Origin of the sequence: Halomonas sp. IOP_6, from assembly GCF_021151565.1 — a bacterium.
GTDB lineage: Bacteria > Pseudomonadota > Gammaproteobacteria > Pseudomonadales > Halomonadaceae > Vreelandella > Vreelandella alkaliphila.
In genome coordinates this window covers 224,179-243,362 of the sequence record NZ_JAIRBO010000003.1, presented here as the reverse complement: position 1 = coordinate 243,362, position 19,184 = coordinate 224,179, and the positions used below count along the sequence as shown (strand labels likewise).

Annotated in this window: 13 protein-coding genes; 7 read left to right on the top strand and 6 right to left on the bottom strand. The window is 52.1% G+C overall.

Going from position 1 to position 19,184, the window contains the following annotated elements; genetic code table 11:
• The first annotated feature begins 28 nt into the window (after positions 1-28).
• The 5 genes from K7H08_RS07305 (at position 29) to K7H08_RS07285 (ending at position 4,076) form a co-directional block, all read left to right on the top strand.
• The gene (locus K7H08_RS07305; protein ID WP_120386496.1) at positions 29-523 is read left to right on the top strand and encodes a CMD domain-containing protein; all 495 of its coding nucleotides are present in this window, start codon (positions 29-31) and stop codon (positions 521-523) included.
• Positions 520-1,098 (top strand): peroxidase-related enzyme, encoded by a 579-nt coding sequence (locus K7H08_RS07300; RefSeq protein WP_038477449.1) that lies wholly within the window; start codon positions 520-522, stop codon positions 1,096-1,098. The genes K7H08_RS07305 and K7H08_RS07300 overlap by 4 nt, the downstream gene beginning before the upstream one ends.
• Positions 1,099-1,220: 122 nt before the next feature.
• Entirely contained in the window at positions 1,221-2,207 is a 987-nt protein-coding gene (locus K7H08_RS07295; RefSeq protein ID WP_051626349.1) for a TRAP transporter substrate-binding protein, read from the top strand.
• Positions 2,208-2,283: 76 nt separating this feature from the next.
• A complete protein-coding gene (locus K7H08_RS07290) occupies positions 2,284-2,790 on the top strand; it encodes a TRAP transporter small permease (protein WP_038477446.1) in 507 nt (168 codons plus the stop codon).
• Positions 2,787-4,076, top strand: a complete 1,290-nt coding sequence (locus K7H08_RS07285; RefSeq protein WP_146941951.1) for a TRAP transporter large permease — start codon at positions 2,787-2,789, stop codon at positions 4,074-4,076. Before K7H08_RS07290 ends, K7H08_RS07285 begins: the two co-directional genes overlap by 4 nt.
• A 15-nt stretch (positions 4,077-4,091) precedes the next feature.
• On the opposite strand, the gene K7H08_RS07280 is transcribed toward K7H08_RS07285, so the two are convergent.
• The 4 genes from K7H08_RS07280 to sstT form a co-directional block, all read right to left on the bottom strand.
• Entirely contained in the window at positions 4,092-4,427 is a 336-nt protein-coding gene (locus K7H08_RS07280; protein ID WP_038477440.1) for an AzlD domain-containing protein, read from the bottom strand.
• Complete coding sequence (locus K7H08_RS07275; protein WP_038477437.1) at positions 4,420-5,145, bottom strand: AzlC family ABC transporter permease; 726 nt, start codon at positions 5,143-5,145, stop codon at positions 4,420-4,422. Before K7H08_RS07275 ends, K7H08_RS07280 begins: the two co-directional genes overlap by 8 nt.
• On the bottom strand, positions 5,142-5,672 hold the full coding sequence (locus K7H08_RS07270; protein WP_231657579.1) for a helix-turn-helix domain-containing protein: 531 nt from the start codon (positions 5,670-5,672) through the stop codon (positions 5,142-5,144). Before K7H08_RS07270 ends, K7H08_RS07275 begins: the two co-directional genes overlap by 4 nt.
• A 69-nt stretch (positions 5,673-5,741) precedes the next feature.
• Positions 5,742-6,977, bottom strand: coding sequence for a serine/threonine transporter SstT (gene sstT, locus K7H08_RS07265; RefSeq protein WP_231657578.1), 1,236 nt, complete (start codon positions 6,975-6,977; stop codon positions 5,742-5,744).
• A gap of 244 nt (positions 6,978-7,221) precedes the next feature.
• On the opposite strand from sstT, the gene K7H08_RS07260 reads away from it, so the two are divergent.
• On the top strand, positions 7,222-7,551 hold the full coding sequence (locus K7H08_RS07260; protein WP_095603943.1) for a hypothetical protein: 330 nt from the start codon (positions 7,222-7,224) through the stop codon (positions 7,549-7,551).
• Between the two features lie 120 nt (positions 7,552-7,671).
• On the opposite strand, the gene K7H08_RS07255 is transcribed toward K7H08_RS07260, so the two are convergent.
• Together K7H08_RS07255 and K7H08_RS07250 are read right to left on the bottom strand one after the other, a co-directional pair.
• Positions 7,672-16,455: a GH36-type glycosyl hydrolase domain-containing protein gene (locus K7H08_RS07255; RefSeq protein WP_231657577.1), complete on the bottom strand. Its 8,784-nt coding sequence runs from the start codon at positions 16,453-16,455 to the stop codon at positions 7,672-7,674.
• 137 nt (positions 16,456-16,592) lie between these two features.
• Entirely contained in the window at positions 16,593-17,201 is a 609-nt protein-coding gene (locus tag K7H08_RS07250; protein ID WP_231657576.1) for a CDP-alcohol phosphatidyltransferase family protein, read from the bottom strand.
• 271 nt (positions 17,202-17,472) lie between these two features.
• On the opposite strand from K7H08_RS07250, the gene K7H08_RS07245 reads away from it, so the two are divergent.
• Positions 17,473-19,113, top strand: coding sequence for an SLC13 family permease (locus K7H08_RS07245; RefSeq protein ID WP_331460283.1), 1,641 nt, complete (start codon positions 17,473-17,475; stop codon positions 19,111-19,113).
• The last annotated feature ends 71 nt before the right edge of the window (positions 19,114-19,184 follow it).

The window sequence follows — 19,184 nt, the reverse complement described above, 5'->3', positions numbered from 1 at the left end:
CTTTGTATTGCAATGTTAAGGAACCGAAATGTCACATGTACTTGAAACAGCCGCTGGCGTGCCCAGCAGCGGCCCGCTGGCCGAAGCCCTGACCATGCGCGGCAAATTGATGGAGCTGACACAAGCATCCTATGAAGCTGCACTGCTACCCAATGATGCCGGGAACCTGCCTGCCAGCTTAAGAGCGGCGCTGGCATGTCGTATGGCGAGAATTTGCCAGCAAGCAGGGCTGACACAGCACTATGCTGATTTGCTTGCTGGGTATGGCGATGATGCCGACCCTTACCAACTAGCCCTTCCGGGACAAATGCCGCCAGCAGATGAGCAGCGTTTGGTAGCGATGGTGGATTACGTTGATTTGGTCACCGAGCGACCACGGGATGCCAGCGAAGCAACAATCGGTTCGCTACGTGCTGCAGGCATTGATGAAGCAGATATTGTCCGCTTAGCCGGGCTGGTTGCTTTCGTTAACTACCAGCTACGCGTTGCTGCTGTGCTGAGTGTGATGGGGAAAAGCCAATGAGTCGTGTCATTCACAAGTTCACCACCCGGGTACCCACGTGGCGTCCCCATATCACCCCGATTGATTTTGATCAGGCGACGCCTGCTCAACGGGAAGCGCTGAAAGAAACGCCTTCCAACACCAAAATTTCCGACTATGTATTGGTGTTGGCGCATGATCCTGAGCCGCTGCGTATCCGCACGTCTCTATTTAACGGCATCATGTATGACAAGGGTGGTTTATCCCGTGAAGAGCGGGAACTGGGAGCGGTGGCAGCATCGGTCGTCAACCGCTGTATCTACTGCGCGGCTGTACATGCTCAGCGTTATAACAACCTGACGCGTGATGAGCGGGTGATGCAGGAGATCTTCTTCAATGGCGAAAAGGCGGATATCGATGCACGTCAACGTGCCATCCTTAAGTTTGGCATGCGGCTCTCTGAGTGTCCTCCCCAAGTAACCGAAGATGATATTGCCAGCCTACGTGAAGCAGGGCTGGATGATCAGGAAATTTTGGATCTTACCCTCTCAACCACTCTATTTGGTTGGGCAAACCGGCTTATGCACACCCTTGGTGAACCTGTATCGGGAGCATAGCTTAAACAAGCACCCGCTTTTTAAAACGTTGGCACATCCCTGGCGAGTATCTATCGGCAGCTAGTAACTATCGGCAGCTAGCAGCTATAGACAGCTAGTAAACATATAAGAGGAACGTCCCCATGACAAAACGCACGTTTTCGCGCTTGGCTCTGGCAGCCGCAACTTCCATGCTTTTTATTTCCCCTGCTATGGCAGAAACCTTGCGCCTGGGCACGGTAGTAAGTGCTCCTCACCCATGGATTGATGCTGCTGAAGCGTTTAAAGCCGAAGTAGCTGAAGCGACCGATGGGCGTATCGATGTACAGATTTTCCCAGGTGGCCAATTAGGTAATGATCAGACAATGGTCGATGAGATTCGTATCGGTACTACCGATATGATCATTGGCGGTGTGATGAATATTTCGCCGTATACCCCTGAGTTTGAAATTTTCAGTCTTAATTATCTGTTTGAAGATATGGATAAATTCCGGGCTGCCACCTCTCCAGACTCGCCCGTGTTTGACTACTTCGCCAACGCTATGCAGGAGTCAGGCGTAGGCTTGAAGTTGTTGAGTCTGACAGGAGGGGGAACGCGCAATTTAAGTACCAATACCGGACCTGTCACCCAGCCCTCTGATCTGCAAGGTATCAAGATGCGTGTGACTGGTTCCCGCCTGGATGCTGATATGTGGCAATCAGTCGGTGCGTTGACGACATCGCTACCATGGACAGAAATCTACACTGGCCTGCAAACCGGCGTAGTGGGGGCCTTCGAGAGCACCATCAGTGGTTATTACTCAAGCCGCCTTTATGAAGTAGCTCCTTATCATGCCAAAACCGAACACCAGGTGATGATGAGCCATATTTCCATCAGTGAGAACCGCTTTAACCGCTTCTCGGAAGAGGATCAGGCCATCATTCTCAATGCGGCCCAGAATGCGGGTGAGTTCGGCACTGAAAAAGGAGTGGAGTACGATGCGGAGTTTATTCAGGAATTCGAGGAGCTAGGTGTAACGGTGACTGAAGTCGACAAGCAGGCCTTCATTGATGCGGTCGTTCCTCTGCATGACGAGTTTGCTGAGGAACGTGGTTTGACTGAGCTGCTTGACACGATTCGCAACCTGTAAACCGCGAGCCATCAGCGCTTTGGCGTGCTGTTTTGTGTTTCATCTGCAAGCAGTGCGCCAATGTAAGGGTAGAAAAATGCGGAAAATAAACGATCTTTTGGAGAAACTCCTGACATTTATCGCAGGCTCGCTGTTTGCAGCCTTCATCCTAACGGTGCTCTATCAGGTGGTGGCACGTAACTACCTGAAAATATCAGTATCGTGGACCGATGAAGTTGCTATGGCTTGTTTCATTTGGGCGGTCTTTATTGGCGCGGCCATTGCACTGCGTAAGCGTAGGCACTATGTGGTGGACGTGTTCCCACCAAGCTTTGTTATTACTCAGCGGGTATTACGCTTATTCGGTAGCTTAGCCTGTCTGCCCGTGATCTATGTACTGATTGTGCACGGTAATGTACTGGTGGATATGGGCTGGAACCGACGTTCGGTAGCGCTAGGTACGCCCATGGCCTATGTTTTCGCCGCGATCCCCGTAGCAGGTATCTCCATGTTGCTATTTTCTATTGAGACTATTCGCGATGATATCGCTAAGCTGCGTGCTGGTAGAGATGCGGCCAGTGGTGGAGAGGCCCCCGAATCATGAGTCCATTGATTACCTTGATTGGCAGTTTTCTGATTCTTATCGGCCTAAGTGTCCCTATCGCTTTTGCTATTGGTTTGGCTTCCATATTGACGATCATGCAATTGGGGCTGCCTTTAACCTCGGTCGTTAATCAGATGTTTGCCAGCATTAACTCATTCCCGTTACTGGCCGTGCCTTTCTTCCTGTTGTTAGGGCGCCTGATGAACGACGGGGGCATCACCGACCGCCTGCTGCGCTTTGCGGATAGCACCGTTGGGCATGTTCGCGGCGGTCTGGGCCACATCAATGTCATGGTATCCATGATGTTCGCCAGCCTTTCGGGGTCTGCAGCTGCAGATACTGCCAGCGTGGGGGCGGTGCTCATTCCTGCGATGAAGAAGTCGGGCTATCCCGCGCCGTTTGCTGTGGCATTGACGGCCGCATCGTCTGTGCTGGGGGGGATCATTCCGCCCTCGATTCTCATGGTAATTTACGGTGCCTTTGGCAATGTATCAGTGGGTGCTCTGTTTATGGGGGGCATTCTGCCAGGGATACTCGTCGGTTTGATGCAGATGGGATATGTGTATTACATCGCGAGAAAGCACGATATTAAAGCAACGGGTAAGTTCTCTTTCCGCCAAATGGGGCGTACAGCGATCACCGCTGCTCCACCTATGGTGCTGCCGCTAGTGGTGCTCGGTGGCATCACCCTAGGCGTATTCACTGCCACGGAAGCCGCTTCGGTAGCGGTCTTAGTAGGCGTGTTGTTGGCCTTTGTTTTTTATCGAGCGATACGTTTTAGGCAGCTTCCCGGCATTTTGTCAGATTCGGTTGTAGCCTTTTCGTTACCGATGTTTGCTGTCGCTTCCGCAGGCATTATGGGATGGCTGATTTCGTACTTGGGGATCGCTCAGGAGGTCGCTAACTTTATCCTCACCGTAACGCAATCGCGGGTGGGCATCATGCTGTTGGTGATGCTGTTCATGTTAGTGATTGGCACTGTCCTCAGCCCGGTGACAGCAGTCATTATCTTCCTCCCCATTATTCAGGGACTGTGTATCGCGGCTGATATCAACCAGGTCCATATGGCGCTGGTAGTGATTTTATCGCTCACCCTAGGGTTGATTACGCCTCCCTATGGTATTTGCCTGCTTATCGCAACACAGATTGGCGAAGTTTCCATGCCGCGTGCTTTTATGGCAGTAATACCGCTAATAGTGCTCATTATGTCGATAATTATCGCCATGATACTACTGCCAAGCGTCTTTCTGTATTTACCGCAATTAGTGTTTCCAAAAGCGTTTTAGTAAGGTAGGGTAGCGTTATATTAGCGCTACCCCCACCTCTACGATGCCAAATACTGCCACCCCAGCAGCGACCGGCCAGCCCAAAGAGCGGAGCCGCGACCATACCCACAATGTGACGGCAAGACCGATAGCAGTGGCAATCCATGAAACGGCACTCGGGCTCACTGGCACGATAGAAACACCGAGCACAGCGGCGATCATCAGCGGGCCGAGAATACTTAGCCACTGGGGCATATTGTTAATGCCTGTCTCACTGTTTATACGGCGCTGCATCCATAGAAAAGGCACCACACGCATCAGCAGAGTACCTATCGCGGATATCATCACCGCTAACCACAACGCGCTACTCATTACTTCCTCTCCTTTTTTCAAACTTCACCAGGTAGAAGCACAGCGCGCCACAGGCAGCCGCCAATGGGATGGCCACATTGCCCCATCCAGTCAGCGTTAAACACAGTGCGGCAATGATGGTGAGTCCCATTGCTACTGCCCAGCGTTTATCGGTAAAACGCGGAGCCACCATGGTGAGAAATAGTGCAGGCAGCGCGAAGGGCATAATTTCACCCAACAACGGCCAGCGGGCGGTAAATGTTTCGCCAGCGGTAGCCCCCACGGCAGTGCCCACTGCCCATGCTCCCCACGCCAGTAACGATGCACCTACAAACCAGCTAAAGCGCTTCGCGTCAGGCAACTGAGGAAGCCTGGTTAATGCCAGAGCAAATACCTGGTCGGTTAGGCCGTGCATTAGCCATGGCCAGTGGCGGCTGCGCGGCAGCAGCTCGGCTAGGTTAGGGCCGTACACTACATGGCGCACATTAATCAGTAATGTCATTGCTACCACCAACCACAGCGGAGCGCCGGTGGCGATCATGCCCACGAACAAAAACTGCGAAGCACCCGCGTAAATCAGCGCTGATATAGCTGTGGCTTCCCATGTGCTAAAGCCTGCTTGGCTAGCCACCAAACCAAACGATAGCGCCACCGGTATGTAACCACCCAATAGCGGAATCGCTTCCCGCACGCCTTGCAGCGCGCTACGCCACGGCGAGTGGCTGACAACTTGGTTCATGGTGCATCCCCCTGTTCGCCGTAAGTAATAGTGAGTAGCATGGTGGCCTCTTGGTCTTGGGTGCGGTAAAAGTGAGGCTTATCAGCGCTAAAGGTGATGCTTTCGCCAGGGGTTAGCGCAGTAACCGTCCCTTCAGGGCCGGCTTCGAGCCAGCCGCTGATCAGGGTCAGCGTTTCTTGAGTACCAAGGGTGTGAGCTTCGGCGTGGCGCAGGGTATGGGGAGCGCAGCGCATCCAGTAGGCATCTACCTGAGGCGAGCCTTTTCCTTGGTCAATTAACTGAACTTGTACGCCATCTTCACCTAAAGGCACAGAGATAGGCGCGACCAGGGTGCCGAAGGGGACATTAAGCTGCACTGCTAACCGCCAGATGGTATCCAAGGTGGGGTTGCCATTACCTTGTTCCAGACGGCACAGATTAGATTTGGCAATGCCAGCGGCATTGGCTAGATAGGAGAGTGACCAGCCCCGCGCTTGGCGAAGGGATTGCAAATGCTGGCCTAGGGTACTTAGTGAGTGCTCATCCATTCTATTATCTCGCTGTTCCTTTTATAGAACGTTCTATATAAGGAACAGCGAGAAGTCAAACAAATTGCGTTATATCGTGTGGTCAGAGCCGGACGGTTGACGGGCTCGGCAGGCGGCAGCAGTGAACAGCACATCCGTTGAGGAATTCAGCGCGGTTTCGGTCGCGTCTTGTACCACGCTGATGACAAAGCCAATCGCTACCGCCTGCATGGCGACTTCTGTTGGAATGCCAAACAGGTTGGCGGCCATCGGAATGAGCATCAGCGAACCACCGGCTACGCCTGAAACACCGCAGGCAGCCAGTGCAGACACCACGCACAGTAGTAGGGCAGTGGGGAAGTCGACGGTAATGCCTAGCGTATGGGTGGTCGCCAAGGTAATCACCGTTATGGTGATAGCTGCACCACACATGTTGATCGTCGCGCCGAGCGGAATAGAAATAGCGTAGGTGTCGGCATCCAGCTTTAAACGGCGGCACAGCTCTAAATTTACGGGGATATTCGCCGCTGAGCTGCGGGTAAAGAAGGCGGTGATGGCACTGCCGCGCAGGCAGGTGAACACCAGTGGGTAAGGGTTCTTACGGGTAGTGAGATAAACGAGCAGCGGATTGCTAACCAGAGCAACAAACAGCATACAGCCTACGATGACCCCTAGCAGTTGAGCGTAGTTGAGCAATGCCTCTACCCCTGACTCTGCCAAGGTTCCCGCGACTAAGCCAAAGATGCCAATCGGCGCTAAGCGAATTACCAGCGTGACAATGCGGGTGACAGCAGTGGATAAATCGCTTAACGCTTGGCGGGTGGTGTCGCTGGCTTGGCGTAGCATTAAACCAAGGCCAATGGCCCATGCCAGAATAGCGATAAAGTTCGCTTCCATTAGCGCACTTACCGGGTTAGCCACCGCATTTAATAACAGGTCCCTTAGAACGCTAAAAATATCCCCAGGAGGATTGCCGTCAATTTGCCCCGCATTCAATGAAAGTTCGGTAGGGAACAGAAAGCTTGCCGCCACTGCAATTAGCGCAGCGATTAATGTGCCTACCACATACAGTATGAGCACGGGGCGAATGTGAGTTGGTTGACCTTTCTTGTGTGCAGCGATGGCCGCGGTAACCAGCACAAAGACTAAAATAGGGGCCACTGCTTGCAGAGCGGCAATAAATAGCTGGCCAAGCAGTGCCACATTGCCTGCAATGTCTGGTGTGAAAAGGGCGATGAATATCCCGGCAACAATGCCTATTAAAATCTGCGGGATAAGGCCCAGCCGGAAAAGTGGCTGAAACACGGTGTAGACGGTGGCAATCATTGCGCGACTCTCAGGTAGTAGAAGGGGAAACGTTGCGGCGATAGGCCGTGGACGTGCCTGAAAGGGGCAGCATTCTACCAGCTGTGAGTATCTCGCGGGCAGTTGTATGAAAAACTTGGGGAGGGCGCCCAATTAGATAAGTAACTGACGATATAATGTGCTGATCGCTATGTTTTGATCTTGGCGATACCTACGTTGCAATCTATCGCTTCTCTTAAAAGAGAAAAGAACAGGAAACTTATCAATGCGCATTAAAGTGTTATTCGCTGCACTGCTGATACTGTGTAGCTCTTCGCTTGCAATGGCTGCCGACTACTACATCGATATCACTAATCGTACGGGCTATATCTTGTATTACATGTATATAAGCCCAACAGATTCGAAAAGCTGGGAAGAGGATGTGCTCGGCAATGATGTTCTGATGGATGGTGATACTCAGCGGGTGGCGATTACGGGGTATGACAGTCCTATCTTCGATATTCGTTTGGTCGATGAAGACGACGACAGCTACACCTTCTGGAAGGTAGATGTATCTACCCGGGATCTTGTGGTTACGCTAGATGATTTAGACTGATAAAAAACTCCCAACGGTTTGCCTCCCCTAACAGCGCCCTTGCTGATGATTCTTCGGGATAGAGGCAAGCCGTTTTGTTGAGCAATCCGTGTTATCAGCGTTTAACGCCACATAACATTGTCATGATGCAGGGGCACATCGCCGGATAACTATCTCTAGTTGATGATGCTGACTATCTAGGGGCACTCGAATGGGCATGCCAACCTCCGTGTCTGCTAAGCAAACGCCATCCAGTGTTGCCGTGAGGGCTTGGCTTAGGAGGGGTTGGCTTAAGAGATTCTGACTTAACGTCGCTGGAGAAGCTTGCGCGTTGATCACCTTGATATGATAGTGCGATTGGGCAAGGGTAATGTCAGCAGTAAAATGCGGCCAGCTAGCTGGCAGGCAGGGATAAATGACCAGCCAGCTAGCTTCCCGGCGAATGCCTAAAATACCCTCCATACCGGCTTGATACATCCAACCGGCGGCGCCGGTATACCATGTCCAACCTCCTCGTCCCACATGGGGCGCCACAGAATACACATCAGCAGCGACCACATAAGGCTCAACGCGATAGCGGATAGCCGCTTCCGTGGTGGTGGCATGGTTGATGGGGTTAAGCAGTGTAAACAGCTGATATGCCTTGTCACCTTCACCCAGTTGGGTAAAGGCCAAAATTGCCCACATTGAAGCATGACTATACTGCCCGCCATTTTCGCGCATTCCAGGTGGATAGCCGCTTATATAGCCGGGATCCTGCTTCGGGTGATTAAAGGGAGGCCAAAAGAGCAGCGCTAACTGCTGGTCGTGCAGAATAAGTTCGCGCTCCAGCGAGTGCATTGCGAGCGTCGACCGCTGAGGGTCGCTGGCGCCGGAAAGCACCGCCCATGATTGGGCGATGGAATCAATCTGGCATGCATCGCTTTGTTTGCTGCCTAGCCAGCTGCCGTTGTCGTAAGTCGCTCGACGATACCACTGGCCATCCCAAGCGCTGTTTTCAATTGCTATGCGTAGCGCCTGAGCATGTTCATACCAACGAGCGGCGCGTTGAGGATCATCTGAGTGGCAGGCTTGGGCCTCGCGCTGCTCGGCAATTGGCGCAAAGTGATGAAGTGTTTTAAGCAGCAACCAGCCTAGCCATACACTTTCTCCCTTGCCCCCAGCACCCACGCGGTTCATACCGTCATTCCAATCCCCGCCGCCTATCAGCGGCAAACCATGTTCACCCAGTTGCGAAAGGGTAATATCCAGTCCGCGTGCGCAGTGTTCAAACAGTGGGGCGGTTTCCAGCGAGGTGGTTGGCTGGAAAAAGTGTTCGTGCTCATGCGATGACAACTGCGCGCCGTCTAAAAAGCTCACCGGCTCATCAAGCACTGCTATGTCCTGGGTTGTTGCGAGATAACGCGCGCAGGCGTAAGCCAACCAAACCCGGTCGTCAGAGATGCGCGTGCGCACGCCTTGTCCGGAATGTGGCAACCACCAGTGCTGTACATCGCCTTCCGGGAATTGACGTGAAGCCGCTCGCAGTAAATGCTGGCGCGTTGTAGCGGCGTTGCTAAACGTCAATGCCATGCAATCTTGCAACTGATCGCGAAAGCCATAGGCGCCGCTGGCTTGGTAAAACGCTGAGCGAGCCGTTAAACGGCAGGCGATGGTCTGATACAGCAGCCAGCCGTTTAGCATGATATCCATCGCCCGATCAGGTGTTTTGACCTGGATGGCATTGAGCTGCGTGTTCCAATGGTCATGAATGTTGGCAAGCTCTGCATCAATGTCAGCATCACGAAAACGGGTAATCAGCCTCGTAACGTCGTCATTGGAGCCACCCTGACCAAGCAATACGATAATGTCGGCTGTTTCTCCTGGGGCTAGCGTCACGGGACGCTGAAGAGCGGCGCAGGGGTCTAGTCCCGCGCCTAACGTACCGGAAAGTGGCGTTTTACAGCGTAACTCAGCCGGTTCGGCCAGGTTTTTGCCATAACCGATAAACTCGCTGCGATTGCCAGTCCATTGCGTAGGTGGCTCGCCAATATCGAGAAAAGCCACTTGGCCTGGGAAGTCGGCATTCCATGGATTGGTAACTAACAACGCACCGCTTTCTGGTGCTTGTGACGTAATCAGGAAGGGAGCTGATGCGCTGCGCGACGTGCCCAAAACCCACTCTGCATAAGCGGTCACAGAGAGCTTGCGTGTCCGGTTTGAATGATTAGTCAGTCTCAGCCGTGAGATGCGCAACGGGGCATCCAGGGGCACAAAGTGCAACAGTTCTAAGCTGAGCTCGTCATTCTGATGTTCAAATTGGCTATAGCCAAAGCCATGACGCGCAATGTAGCGGCCTGAATCACGTATCGGGCTTGCCGTTGCGGTATAAAGCTCGAACGTCTCTTCATCTCGGACGTAAACAGCATCTCCGCTTGGGTCAATGACGGGGTCATTACTCCAGGGTGTCAGCTGGTTTTCTCGGCTGCTGTCTGCCCATAGATAGCCAGCGCCCTCTGCCGATACTTGAAAGCCGAACTGTTGATTGGCAATGACATTAATCCATGGCGCAGGCGTTGAGCTGCCCGCTTCTAGGATGGTGACATACTCTCGCCCTTGCTTTGCAAATCCGCCCCAACCATTAAAAAGCTCGAGTGTAGGCCGCTTAAGTTGGCGAGGAGTATGAGCCTTATCTATCAACGGTTTGGGGAGGGCGCGTTTAGTAATGGCAAGCGGAGGTTTGGCGGTGCTCTGACCAGACAACATAACCGACAGCTGATCGGCAATTGATCCTCGGTGCGCTATCAGCACCACGCGAGCAATTGATAGAAGCTGAGAGCGTGACTGGGTGCTTGCTAAGTCGGCGCGTAAGGCATAAACCGTTCCCTGGGCATAGCCATTGTGAAGCCGGGGTCTTGCTTGGCTGCTGAGAATCGTGGCTTCAATGGCTTGCTGTAGATCTTGAATATAAGAGGAGGCACGCTCATTGATGATGACGATATCGACTTCGAGACGTTTCATGCGCCAATACTCATGGGCGCGAAGTAATTGATGCAATTGTGGCAAATCGTCAGTGGATTCAATCCGCAGCAATACGATGGGTAAATCACCGGAGATCCCGTGTTGCCATAGCAGTGACTGTTGAGCTGCGCCGCTTTGAATCGTTTTCTGGGGTGCCCTAAAGCGTGCGTCGGGATAGAGCAGTGGGGCAGCTAAGCGCTGAAAGTCGGCGGCCTCCTCTGGCTGAGTACCCAAATGGCGTAGCTGCACTTGCGCTTGAGTCCAGGCGAGCATTTTTGCTCGCTCAAAGGCGCTAACATCATGATGCTTATCAATGAGATCCATCAGCGCCTCGCGTGAGCCGGCAACAACCGTCCAGTAAGCGATGCGGGCGGCTTTTCCTGGTGCGATTCGCAGGCAGTAGCGCGATGCAAAAATAGGGTCAATAACACTGCCTACCGTGCCTGATAAATGCTGGCCTTCAGCAAGTGCCCTCGCTGTGGAAATACGGTTGCCCCGGCCAATAAATTGCTCGCGGTCGGTCTCATATTGGAAGTCTCCCACAGTATCGCCTTCCACTACGGCGAAGTGAGCTGCCCACACTTGCGCTTCGCTGGGGTCCCGCCGCCGACGGGTGGCGATTAGCGCATTGAATGCTGGAAGGTATTCAGTAACCACGAACATTTTGGCAAAGCTAGGATGGGCGTTGTCGGTACTCGGCGTGGTGAGTACTAATTCTGCATAAGCCGTAACATCAATGTCGCAGGTTTGGCGTCCATTGTTGGTCAGTGTTAGCAAACGTACTTCGCTGTCATCTTCCCCAGACACCAGGATGTCTAAGTGACTGGCAATAGATTCGTGCCGATGGTCATAGCGAGCATAATCTTCAGCAAATAACACGTGATTGTCGTCGTTATTCGTGTCGGTATGTGATTCCAGTGATTGCCCTGTTGCACTCCAAACGCTTGGGCGTCGCGTATCGCGGAGAAAAATAACGCTTCCCCAGTGATCGCGTGTGGTATCTGGTTGCCAGCGAGTGATGGCAAGGTTGTGCCATCGGCTGTAGCCGCCACCTGTTGCGGTCAACATGACAGAGTAGTTGCCGTTTGAGAGCAGGTGAGTCACCGGAGGTCCGTTGACGCCGGTTGATAGCCGGCGCACGGTTTGTGCTTCGTTGATGGTTTGGCTAGCGGTTGATTTCACCTCTTCGGCACGGGGGTAAGCAATAGCCACATCCCGTGGAATCCGCTCTTGAAGCAATAGCTCGCTCGCCTGAATCATCGGTTCGCGGTGGAAGCGTTGTCGCATCTGCCCACGATGGAGCGTATTAGCGATGGCGACGATGGTCATGCCCTGGTGGTGCGCCATATAGCTACGCACAATCACCAGCTTGGCGCCTTTGGGGAGCCGTGAGCGGGTCAGATCTAGCGCTTCGTAGTAGCCATAGCGTCCTAGCGCGCCCATTTCTGCAAGGCGGCGATAATTTTTGAAGGCCCCCTCCGGGTCGATCATTGCCGCCAACCCCGTTGCGTACGGCGCGACCACTAAATCGGCCGATAGACCACGCTTCAGCCCTAATCCAGGCACCCCAAAATTGGAATATTGATAAGTATGCTCTATGTCCCGTGCGTTATACCCCGACTCAGAAATACCCCAAGGAGCTGAAAACTGGGCGGCGTATGTTTCCTGGCGCTTAACTATCAGACGGTTAGTTTGCTCCAAGAGACTGCCAGCGGGAGCGCGCATTATCAGCGACGGCATCAGGTATTCAAACATGGAGCCTGACCAGGAGATCATTGCCGCACCCTCTTTTAAGGGGGTGGCAGCGCGCCCAAGTCGGAACCAGTGGCGAGTGGCCACATCGCCTTTGGCAATGGCAAACAGGCTGGCCAGCCGTGCCTCTGAAGCCAGCAGATCATAACAACTGATGTCCAGGCTGGCGTCGTCTAGCGAGAAGCCAATCGACAGTAACTGCCGTTCTGGGTTGAGAAGAAACGCAAAATCCATGCTGAGGGCAAGCCGTCGCGCTTTACTGGCCAGTTGCTGGAGCCGCTTTACATGTGTGCCGTTGGCGATTGTGTTGTTTGTGTGGTCACCGCTATGCTGTGTAGCCGTTTTGTGCAGTGCTGCCACCCAAAAAAGCACATCTTTATCATCGTCACTAGCGAGATGCTCATTGAAAAGGTCGCCAGCGATACTAAGTGCTTTTTTGGTTTGCTTGGTCAGGGCTTCCAAGTCTAATGGCGACGTTTTATTTGCGCTTACGAGAGTGGCGACTTTCTCAAGCTGTTCAGTGAGAGGTTTGGTGGACGAAGGTGTTTCTGCTGCTTGGGAGGAGCGCTTAAGTTCTTCAAATTCAGGTACCTCAAATTTAAGTGCTTCGAACGCCAATGCCAATGTATCGGCTATTGCTTGGCGAGGGTCAGGTGAAAACGTTGTGTCCTGCCAGGTTTCCAAGGCGTTAGCGAGAGTAATGAGGTGACCAGCAAGGTTGCCGCTATCGACAGTAGACACATACCTGGGGTTTAGCGGGCGGAGATCATCGATTGCATACCAGTTAAAGAAGTGACCACGATAGCGGGGCAGGGTATGCATGACAGCAAGCGTTGTTTCTATACGGCTTAGCGCGTTGGGGTTACCGATCCAACCAAAATCACGCGCCGCCAGTATCGACAGCAGGTATAGACCCATATTGGTTGGTGACGTTCGCTGGGCGATAACCGGCCGAGGCTCTTCCTGAAAATTGTCCGGCGGCAGTAAATTGGTCGATGTAGTTACAAAGGTTTCAAAGTAGCGCCAGGTTCTACGCGCAATAAGCCGAAGCTCAAGGGCGGTTTCTTCTGCTATGAGAGGTTGGGTCGCAATACTAGCCGTACTGCTTAGCCAAGTTGCCAGCGCAGGTGCTGCTATCCATAGTAGTGCGATCGGCAAGACCACTAGCCAAACACTACTGTTAAACCATAACGCACTGAAGGAAATGGCTACGCCAAGTAACGTGCCGGGTGCCATATGCCGATAAAATCCCCAAACGGTCAGGTGCGGGCATTTCATCGTCTGGGCCGACGATGTCCACTCTAGTAAATGGCGGCGAGTTATAAAAATGCGTATCAGAGTGCTAACAATGGCATCTAGCATCCGCCACGCTTGGTCGGGGAGAAACATCAGTTGCAGCAAAATTTGTTTCAATCCCAGCGTCAGTTCATCCCACCATTGTTGGAAGTGGTAGCGAAGGTTGACGCCTGCGCGCAGCGGAGCGAACGACGTTATTAACGACAGTAAGACCGGTATGCTAAAGATCATAATGACCATTAAGCTGCTGACAACGGCCATCATGACAGGCAGTTGCCAGCTCACTGCAAGGCAGGCTAATAGTAGCGGGGGGAGCAGCGACCGGCGTAGATTGCCGAGTATTTTCAAGCGCCCTGAAGGCGGTAATGAAGCTGTTAATAGCCAAGGGAGTAACTGCCAATCGCCTCGCACCCAGCGATGTTGGCGTTTGGCCACCACATCATAACGGTCTGGAAAGTCTTCTATGACTTCAATATCTGATGCCAGTCCTGCACGGGCAAAAATGCCCTCAAACATATCGTGGCTTAGCAGGCTGTTTTCAGCGATACGGCCCTCTAGTGATGCTTCAAAGGCATCAATATTATAAATACCTTTCCCTGCAAACGAGCCATCACCCACTAGGTCTTGATAAAGATCTGAAATGGCGGCGGCATAAGGGTCAATGCCGCCTGGAGAAGAGCACAGCTGTTGATAAATAGAGCCTCTTTCGCCTGTAGGCATCGATTGAGTGACGCGCGGTTGCAAAATTGCATAGCCTTCGACTACCCGCCGTTGCTGCGGATCAAATCTAGGGTGGTTTAACGGGTGAGCTATTTTGCCAACCAGTTTGCTGGCGGCTCCTCTTGGCAGGCGTGTATCGGCGTCCAGCGTGAGAATATAGTGCACATTTCTTGGTAGGGAAGGTGGGTCCCTGAAGGTCGTATCGGTTGCGCCACGTAACAGTTTATTGAGCTCATGAAGCTTGCCCCGTTTGCGCTCCCATCCCATCCAGCATTGTTCACCTGCGTTGTAGACGCGGTTGCGGTGCAGTAAAAAGAAGCGCTTTTCATGGCTAGCAGGACAGTAGCGTTTGTTTAATTCCTCAATGCGTTTTTCACAAATGCTTAACAGTGCCTCATCGGTGGCTAGTTCTGCCTGCTGGGCATCAACACCATCCGTTAACAGTGCATAGCTAATAGCACCGCCATCACTACCCAGATGGTGCACCTCAAGCCTATCAAGCTGTTCTTTTAAGTCGGCTTCATTGGTCAATAGCGTTGGCATTGCCACCAGCGTACGCAGAGAGGGGGGAACACCTTTGGAGAGGTCTAGGCTAGGCAGTGGCTGAGCGCCGATATTATAAATAACGAAACGATTGACGATAGACGTAGCAATCTCAACTGTGGGTAGTACGCCCAAGGCTGCCAATAACCATAACCACAGTGACGACACCTCGCCTGAATGCATTGATAGCAGCAACCACCCGGCCAATATCATCAAAGCGACTGTAGTCGCTGTCAGCATTATGACGTAGCCATTAATGCCATTTTTCAACAGCAGCTGGCGAAATCGTCGTTTCAATGGCGGGCGATAGTTAAGGCGTTCTTCTAACGTATTCCTACCCGCTGCCACTAAAAAATAACCGGGGTCTTCGACTCGTGCTGCCTCATGGACATCATCGGTAAGTGGCAGCGCTTCTCTTGATAGCGTTAGCGTATGATCAACGACTTCCAACTCGCTATAGGCTGAGCCACGGGCGAGCTCTTCCACTGCAATGCGATACTGATTACGTGTTGAAAAATCGTACTGCGCAAAGCGGCTGTGTTCGCGTAATTTTGCGTCTACCAAACTGACACTTTCGAAAAGCTCAGCCCAATCGGTACTAGAAATAAAACGCATACTGGTAATGATATTTCGCACAGTAACGTTCGCTGCACCTTGGCGCTGTTGGGTACTTTGCACCACATCATCAATAGATTCGCCCTGGCGATTAAGCTGCTCGAAAAGCCAGCAGGCAAGTGCATTGGTATGGGGGTTAACGCCGCGTAAACGTTTGGCTAATTGAGCTATAAAGGGCGCCGACAGTGGTGTTTTCTGAGACGTAAAAGAAGGGAATTGATGATCAACTGAACCCTCATCCATTGAACAGTTATCTGTCGAGACGCTATTAGCCGATTCGTTGTTTATCGAGTCGTTGTAAGTTGAATAATGGTTGGAGGAGTCGTTTCTCTTTGGCGAGCCATTTTCAGTAGCAATCCATTTAGCCGCAAGTGTATCCGCGGCATCGCGTGCCGTTTGTTCAGTAATGATTTGATCGGCAAGTCGACGTAAATTTTCAACTAATACAATGCGAAGCGTTATCGCGACCGCCCATAACTCTCCAATTGTTAGTGGCTGTATGCGTTGATAAGCTTTAATAAATGTACGTAAGTTAGCGAGTTCTATATTGCTATCGGTATGTGCAATAAAAGCCCATGCAATACCAAAGACCCGTGGATAGCCCGCAAAGGGTCCTTCTGCAAGTTTTGGTAGCTGTCGGTAGTAACCCGGCGGAAGATCGCCGCGTATTTCACGAATTTGTGCTTCGATAAGATGATAATTATCAAGTAACCAAGCGGCAGCGGGAACGACATCTCGACCTTCTGCCAGCGTGACAGCGCAAGCGCGGTAAGCGGCAAGTAATACGCGGGCATTATCGTTTAGGCGGCGCGTTAACGACGCCACTTTAGTTGGGCTTGCAGTCACAACCTGCGCCAGCGCTAAACTACCTGCGTGCTGTTCAAGCCGTTCTGTACTAAACAACTCTTCACGTACTGGCGCAGAGGAGCTCCACAATGCCATAGAAGCTTTGTGTTGGCGCACACGACGAAATAAAGGCGTCTGAAAAAAAAGAGTCACGGGTTACATCCTGATGAATGTGTACAGCACAGCTCTTAAAACAATGCTTTTCTATCAGGACGATGTGCTTAACGTTCGCTGCTGTCGGTTCGATAACGCACATTGCGTGCATAACCGTTATAGGGCGATCTTAAATGCTAGCGTAGGGTCCAATAGCCTCCCCATAGCCGCGTGGCAGTCGTGATTAGACAACCGGCTGCAAAGAGACCCGCTAACCATGGAAAATACTGAGGAAACAAGCAGAAGAGTACTAACGCAATAACGGTTTCTGTGCCTTCGGTTAACCCCTCTAAATAGTAAAATGCCTTTTGTGGAAAGTTTGGCCGTTCAACATTGCGTGCTTTCGCCGCAATAGCAAAGGCTAAAAACGATGTCCCTGTGCCGATAAATGCGAATAGCAATACCGCTGCTGCCAGCGCATTTTGCCCAGGGTTAGCCAGCGCGAATCCCAGTACTACCGCCGCATAAAAGACAAAATCTAACCCAATATCAATGAACCCACCCGCATCGCTTTGCTGGCCGCTTAGCCGGGCAAGCGCACCATCAAGCCCATCACCGAGGCGGTTCAATAAAATCGCCATTAGTGCCAAAACATAATATTCAAAGGCTAATAGCGGTAGCGCGCTCATACCCACTAAAAAAGCCACTAAGGTAACTTGGTCAGGGGTAATCTGCTGGTTGTTGAGATACCGAGCCATACTGGCAAGTGGCCGATGGGTCAACGGCATAGTAAAACGGTCGAGCACGTGAGCATCTCCTTGGAAAAAGACTCAAACCTACCGTGATAAAAGTGCAGTGTCACATCAGGGTAAGGAGCGCTAAAAGCTACAACTAAAGTTGTTAGACTTTGGTTGTAGTTTTCGTCAATTCGCTGGACTAATACCTGGCTGCAGTGAATAAAGGGCACCAAAAAACCAGCTAGGCTGGTTTAAATACGCCATAGGGGGTTGCTGAGAGAAGCTCCCTTTCGATCACCTGACTGCGAACGGTACTTTGATAATGCGCAGAACTGCCACCATGACACTCTGGGAGTCGCTTTGGCACTCCCATGACCAAGTCAAAAACCTACTTATGTGTGCGTTGCCAACCTCCGGCGCTGGACGCTCATCCTCTACTACGTCAGGTGAGCAACAACACTCGGGTAGCAGACCACCAAAGCCACCTGCCTATACGACAGCTCAAAAGGTTGGGCTAGTGCTAGGACCGATGCTGTTTGCCTTCGTGCTGCTGTTTTTTCACCCGGCGGAGCTTAGCTTAGAAGGCCGCATGGTACTTGCCACCACGCTTTGGGTAGCCGTGTGGTGGATTACCGAAGCCATACCTATCCCTGTTACGTCACTTTTGCCCATTGTATTACTGCCAATCACTGGGGCGCTTGAGAGTAGTGCGGTTACGGCAGCATACGGCAATCCTATTATCTTCCTTTTCCTCGGCGGTTTTATGATTGCCCTGGCGATGGAGAAGTGGGATCTGCATAAGCGTATTGCCCTCACCATTATTTCAGTATTGGGCACCAGCATTAACAGTATTGTGTTCGGCTTTATGGCGGCCACTGGCTTTTTGTCGATGTGGGTATCCAACACGGCGTCGGTCATGATGATGCTGCCTATTGGCACCGCGATTGTGTATCAGGTAACCCAGGAGCTGAATAAGAGCGAGGGTGATCACAGCGAAGACATCGATAAATTCAGTAAAGCGCTGATTTTTGGCGTTGGTTACGGCGGCACTATCGGCGGTTTGGGCACCCTGATTGGTACACCTCCCAATATCATTCTGGCAGCGATTGTGAATGAGCTGTTTGGCGTTGAGATTACCTTTGCCAGTTGGATGATGTTTGCTTTCCCGGTCGTTGTGGTGCTGCTGTTTATTGGTTGGCTAATGCTGACACGCTTTATTTACCCGATTAACTTCAGCAACCTTCCGGGTGGCAAAGCGCTCATTGCTAAGGAAAAGGCCGCGCTGGGTAAGATCACCTTTGAAGAGAAAGCCGTGCTGGTTGTTTTCCTGTTAGCGGCATTTTTCTGGATTACCCGTTCTTTTCTGTGGCAAGGCCAAATACTCACTATTCCGGGGATTAACGACACGATGATCGCCATTGTGGCGGCAATTGCGCTGTTTTTAATTCCTTCGCCAAGCAAAGGCGGCTGCCTGCTGGGGTGGGATATTGCCAAAGACGTGCCTTGGGGCATTCTGCTGCTATTTGGCGGTGGCTTGGCGATTGCTGCTGGCTTCGGTTCCTCTGGATTAGCCGCCTGGATTGGTGGTCAGATGAGTGTGCTGGAAGGTGTTAACTTCTTGCTGGTGATCTTGTTAGCCGCTGGCATGGTGTTGTTCTTGACCGAAATCACTTCCAATACAGCAACGGCCACGATGATTCTTCCGGTGCTTGCCTCGCTGGCGCTGGCGTTGGATATCCATCCGTTCGTGCTAATGGTACCTGCGGCCATGGCAGCTAACTGTGCTTTTATGCTGCCGGTGGGTACTCCCCCCAATGCGATTATTTTTGCGACCGGAAAAATCAAAATTATCGAAATGGTACGCAACGGCTTCTGGCTAAATATTTTCGCACTGCTGCTTATCGTTGCGGCGGTTTATTTCTTATTGCCTCTCATGTGGGGTATTGACTTAACCACTTATCCGGATGCGTTCCGCGACTAACAGCCAGTCACTGCTGTTGCTTCAGCCCCGCCATGTGCGGGGCTTTTTGTAGGGAGCTTTGGTAGAAAGCT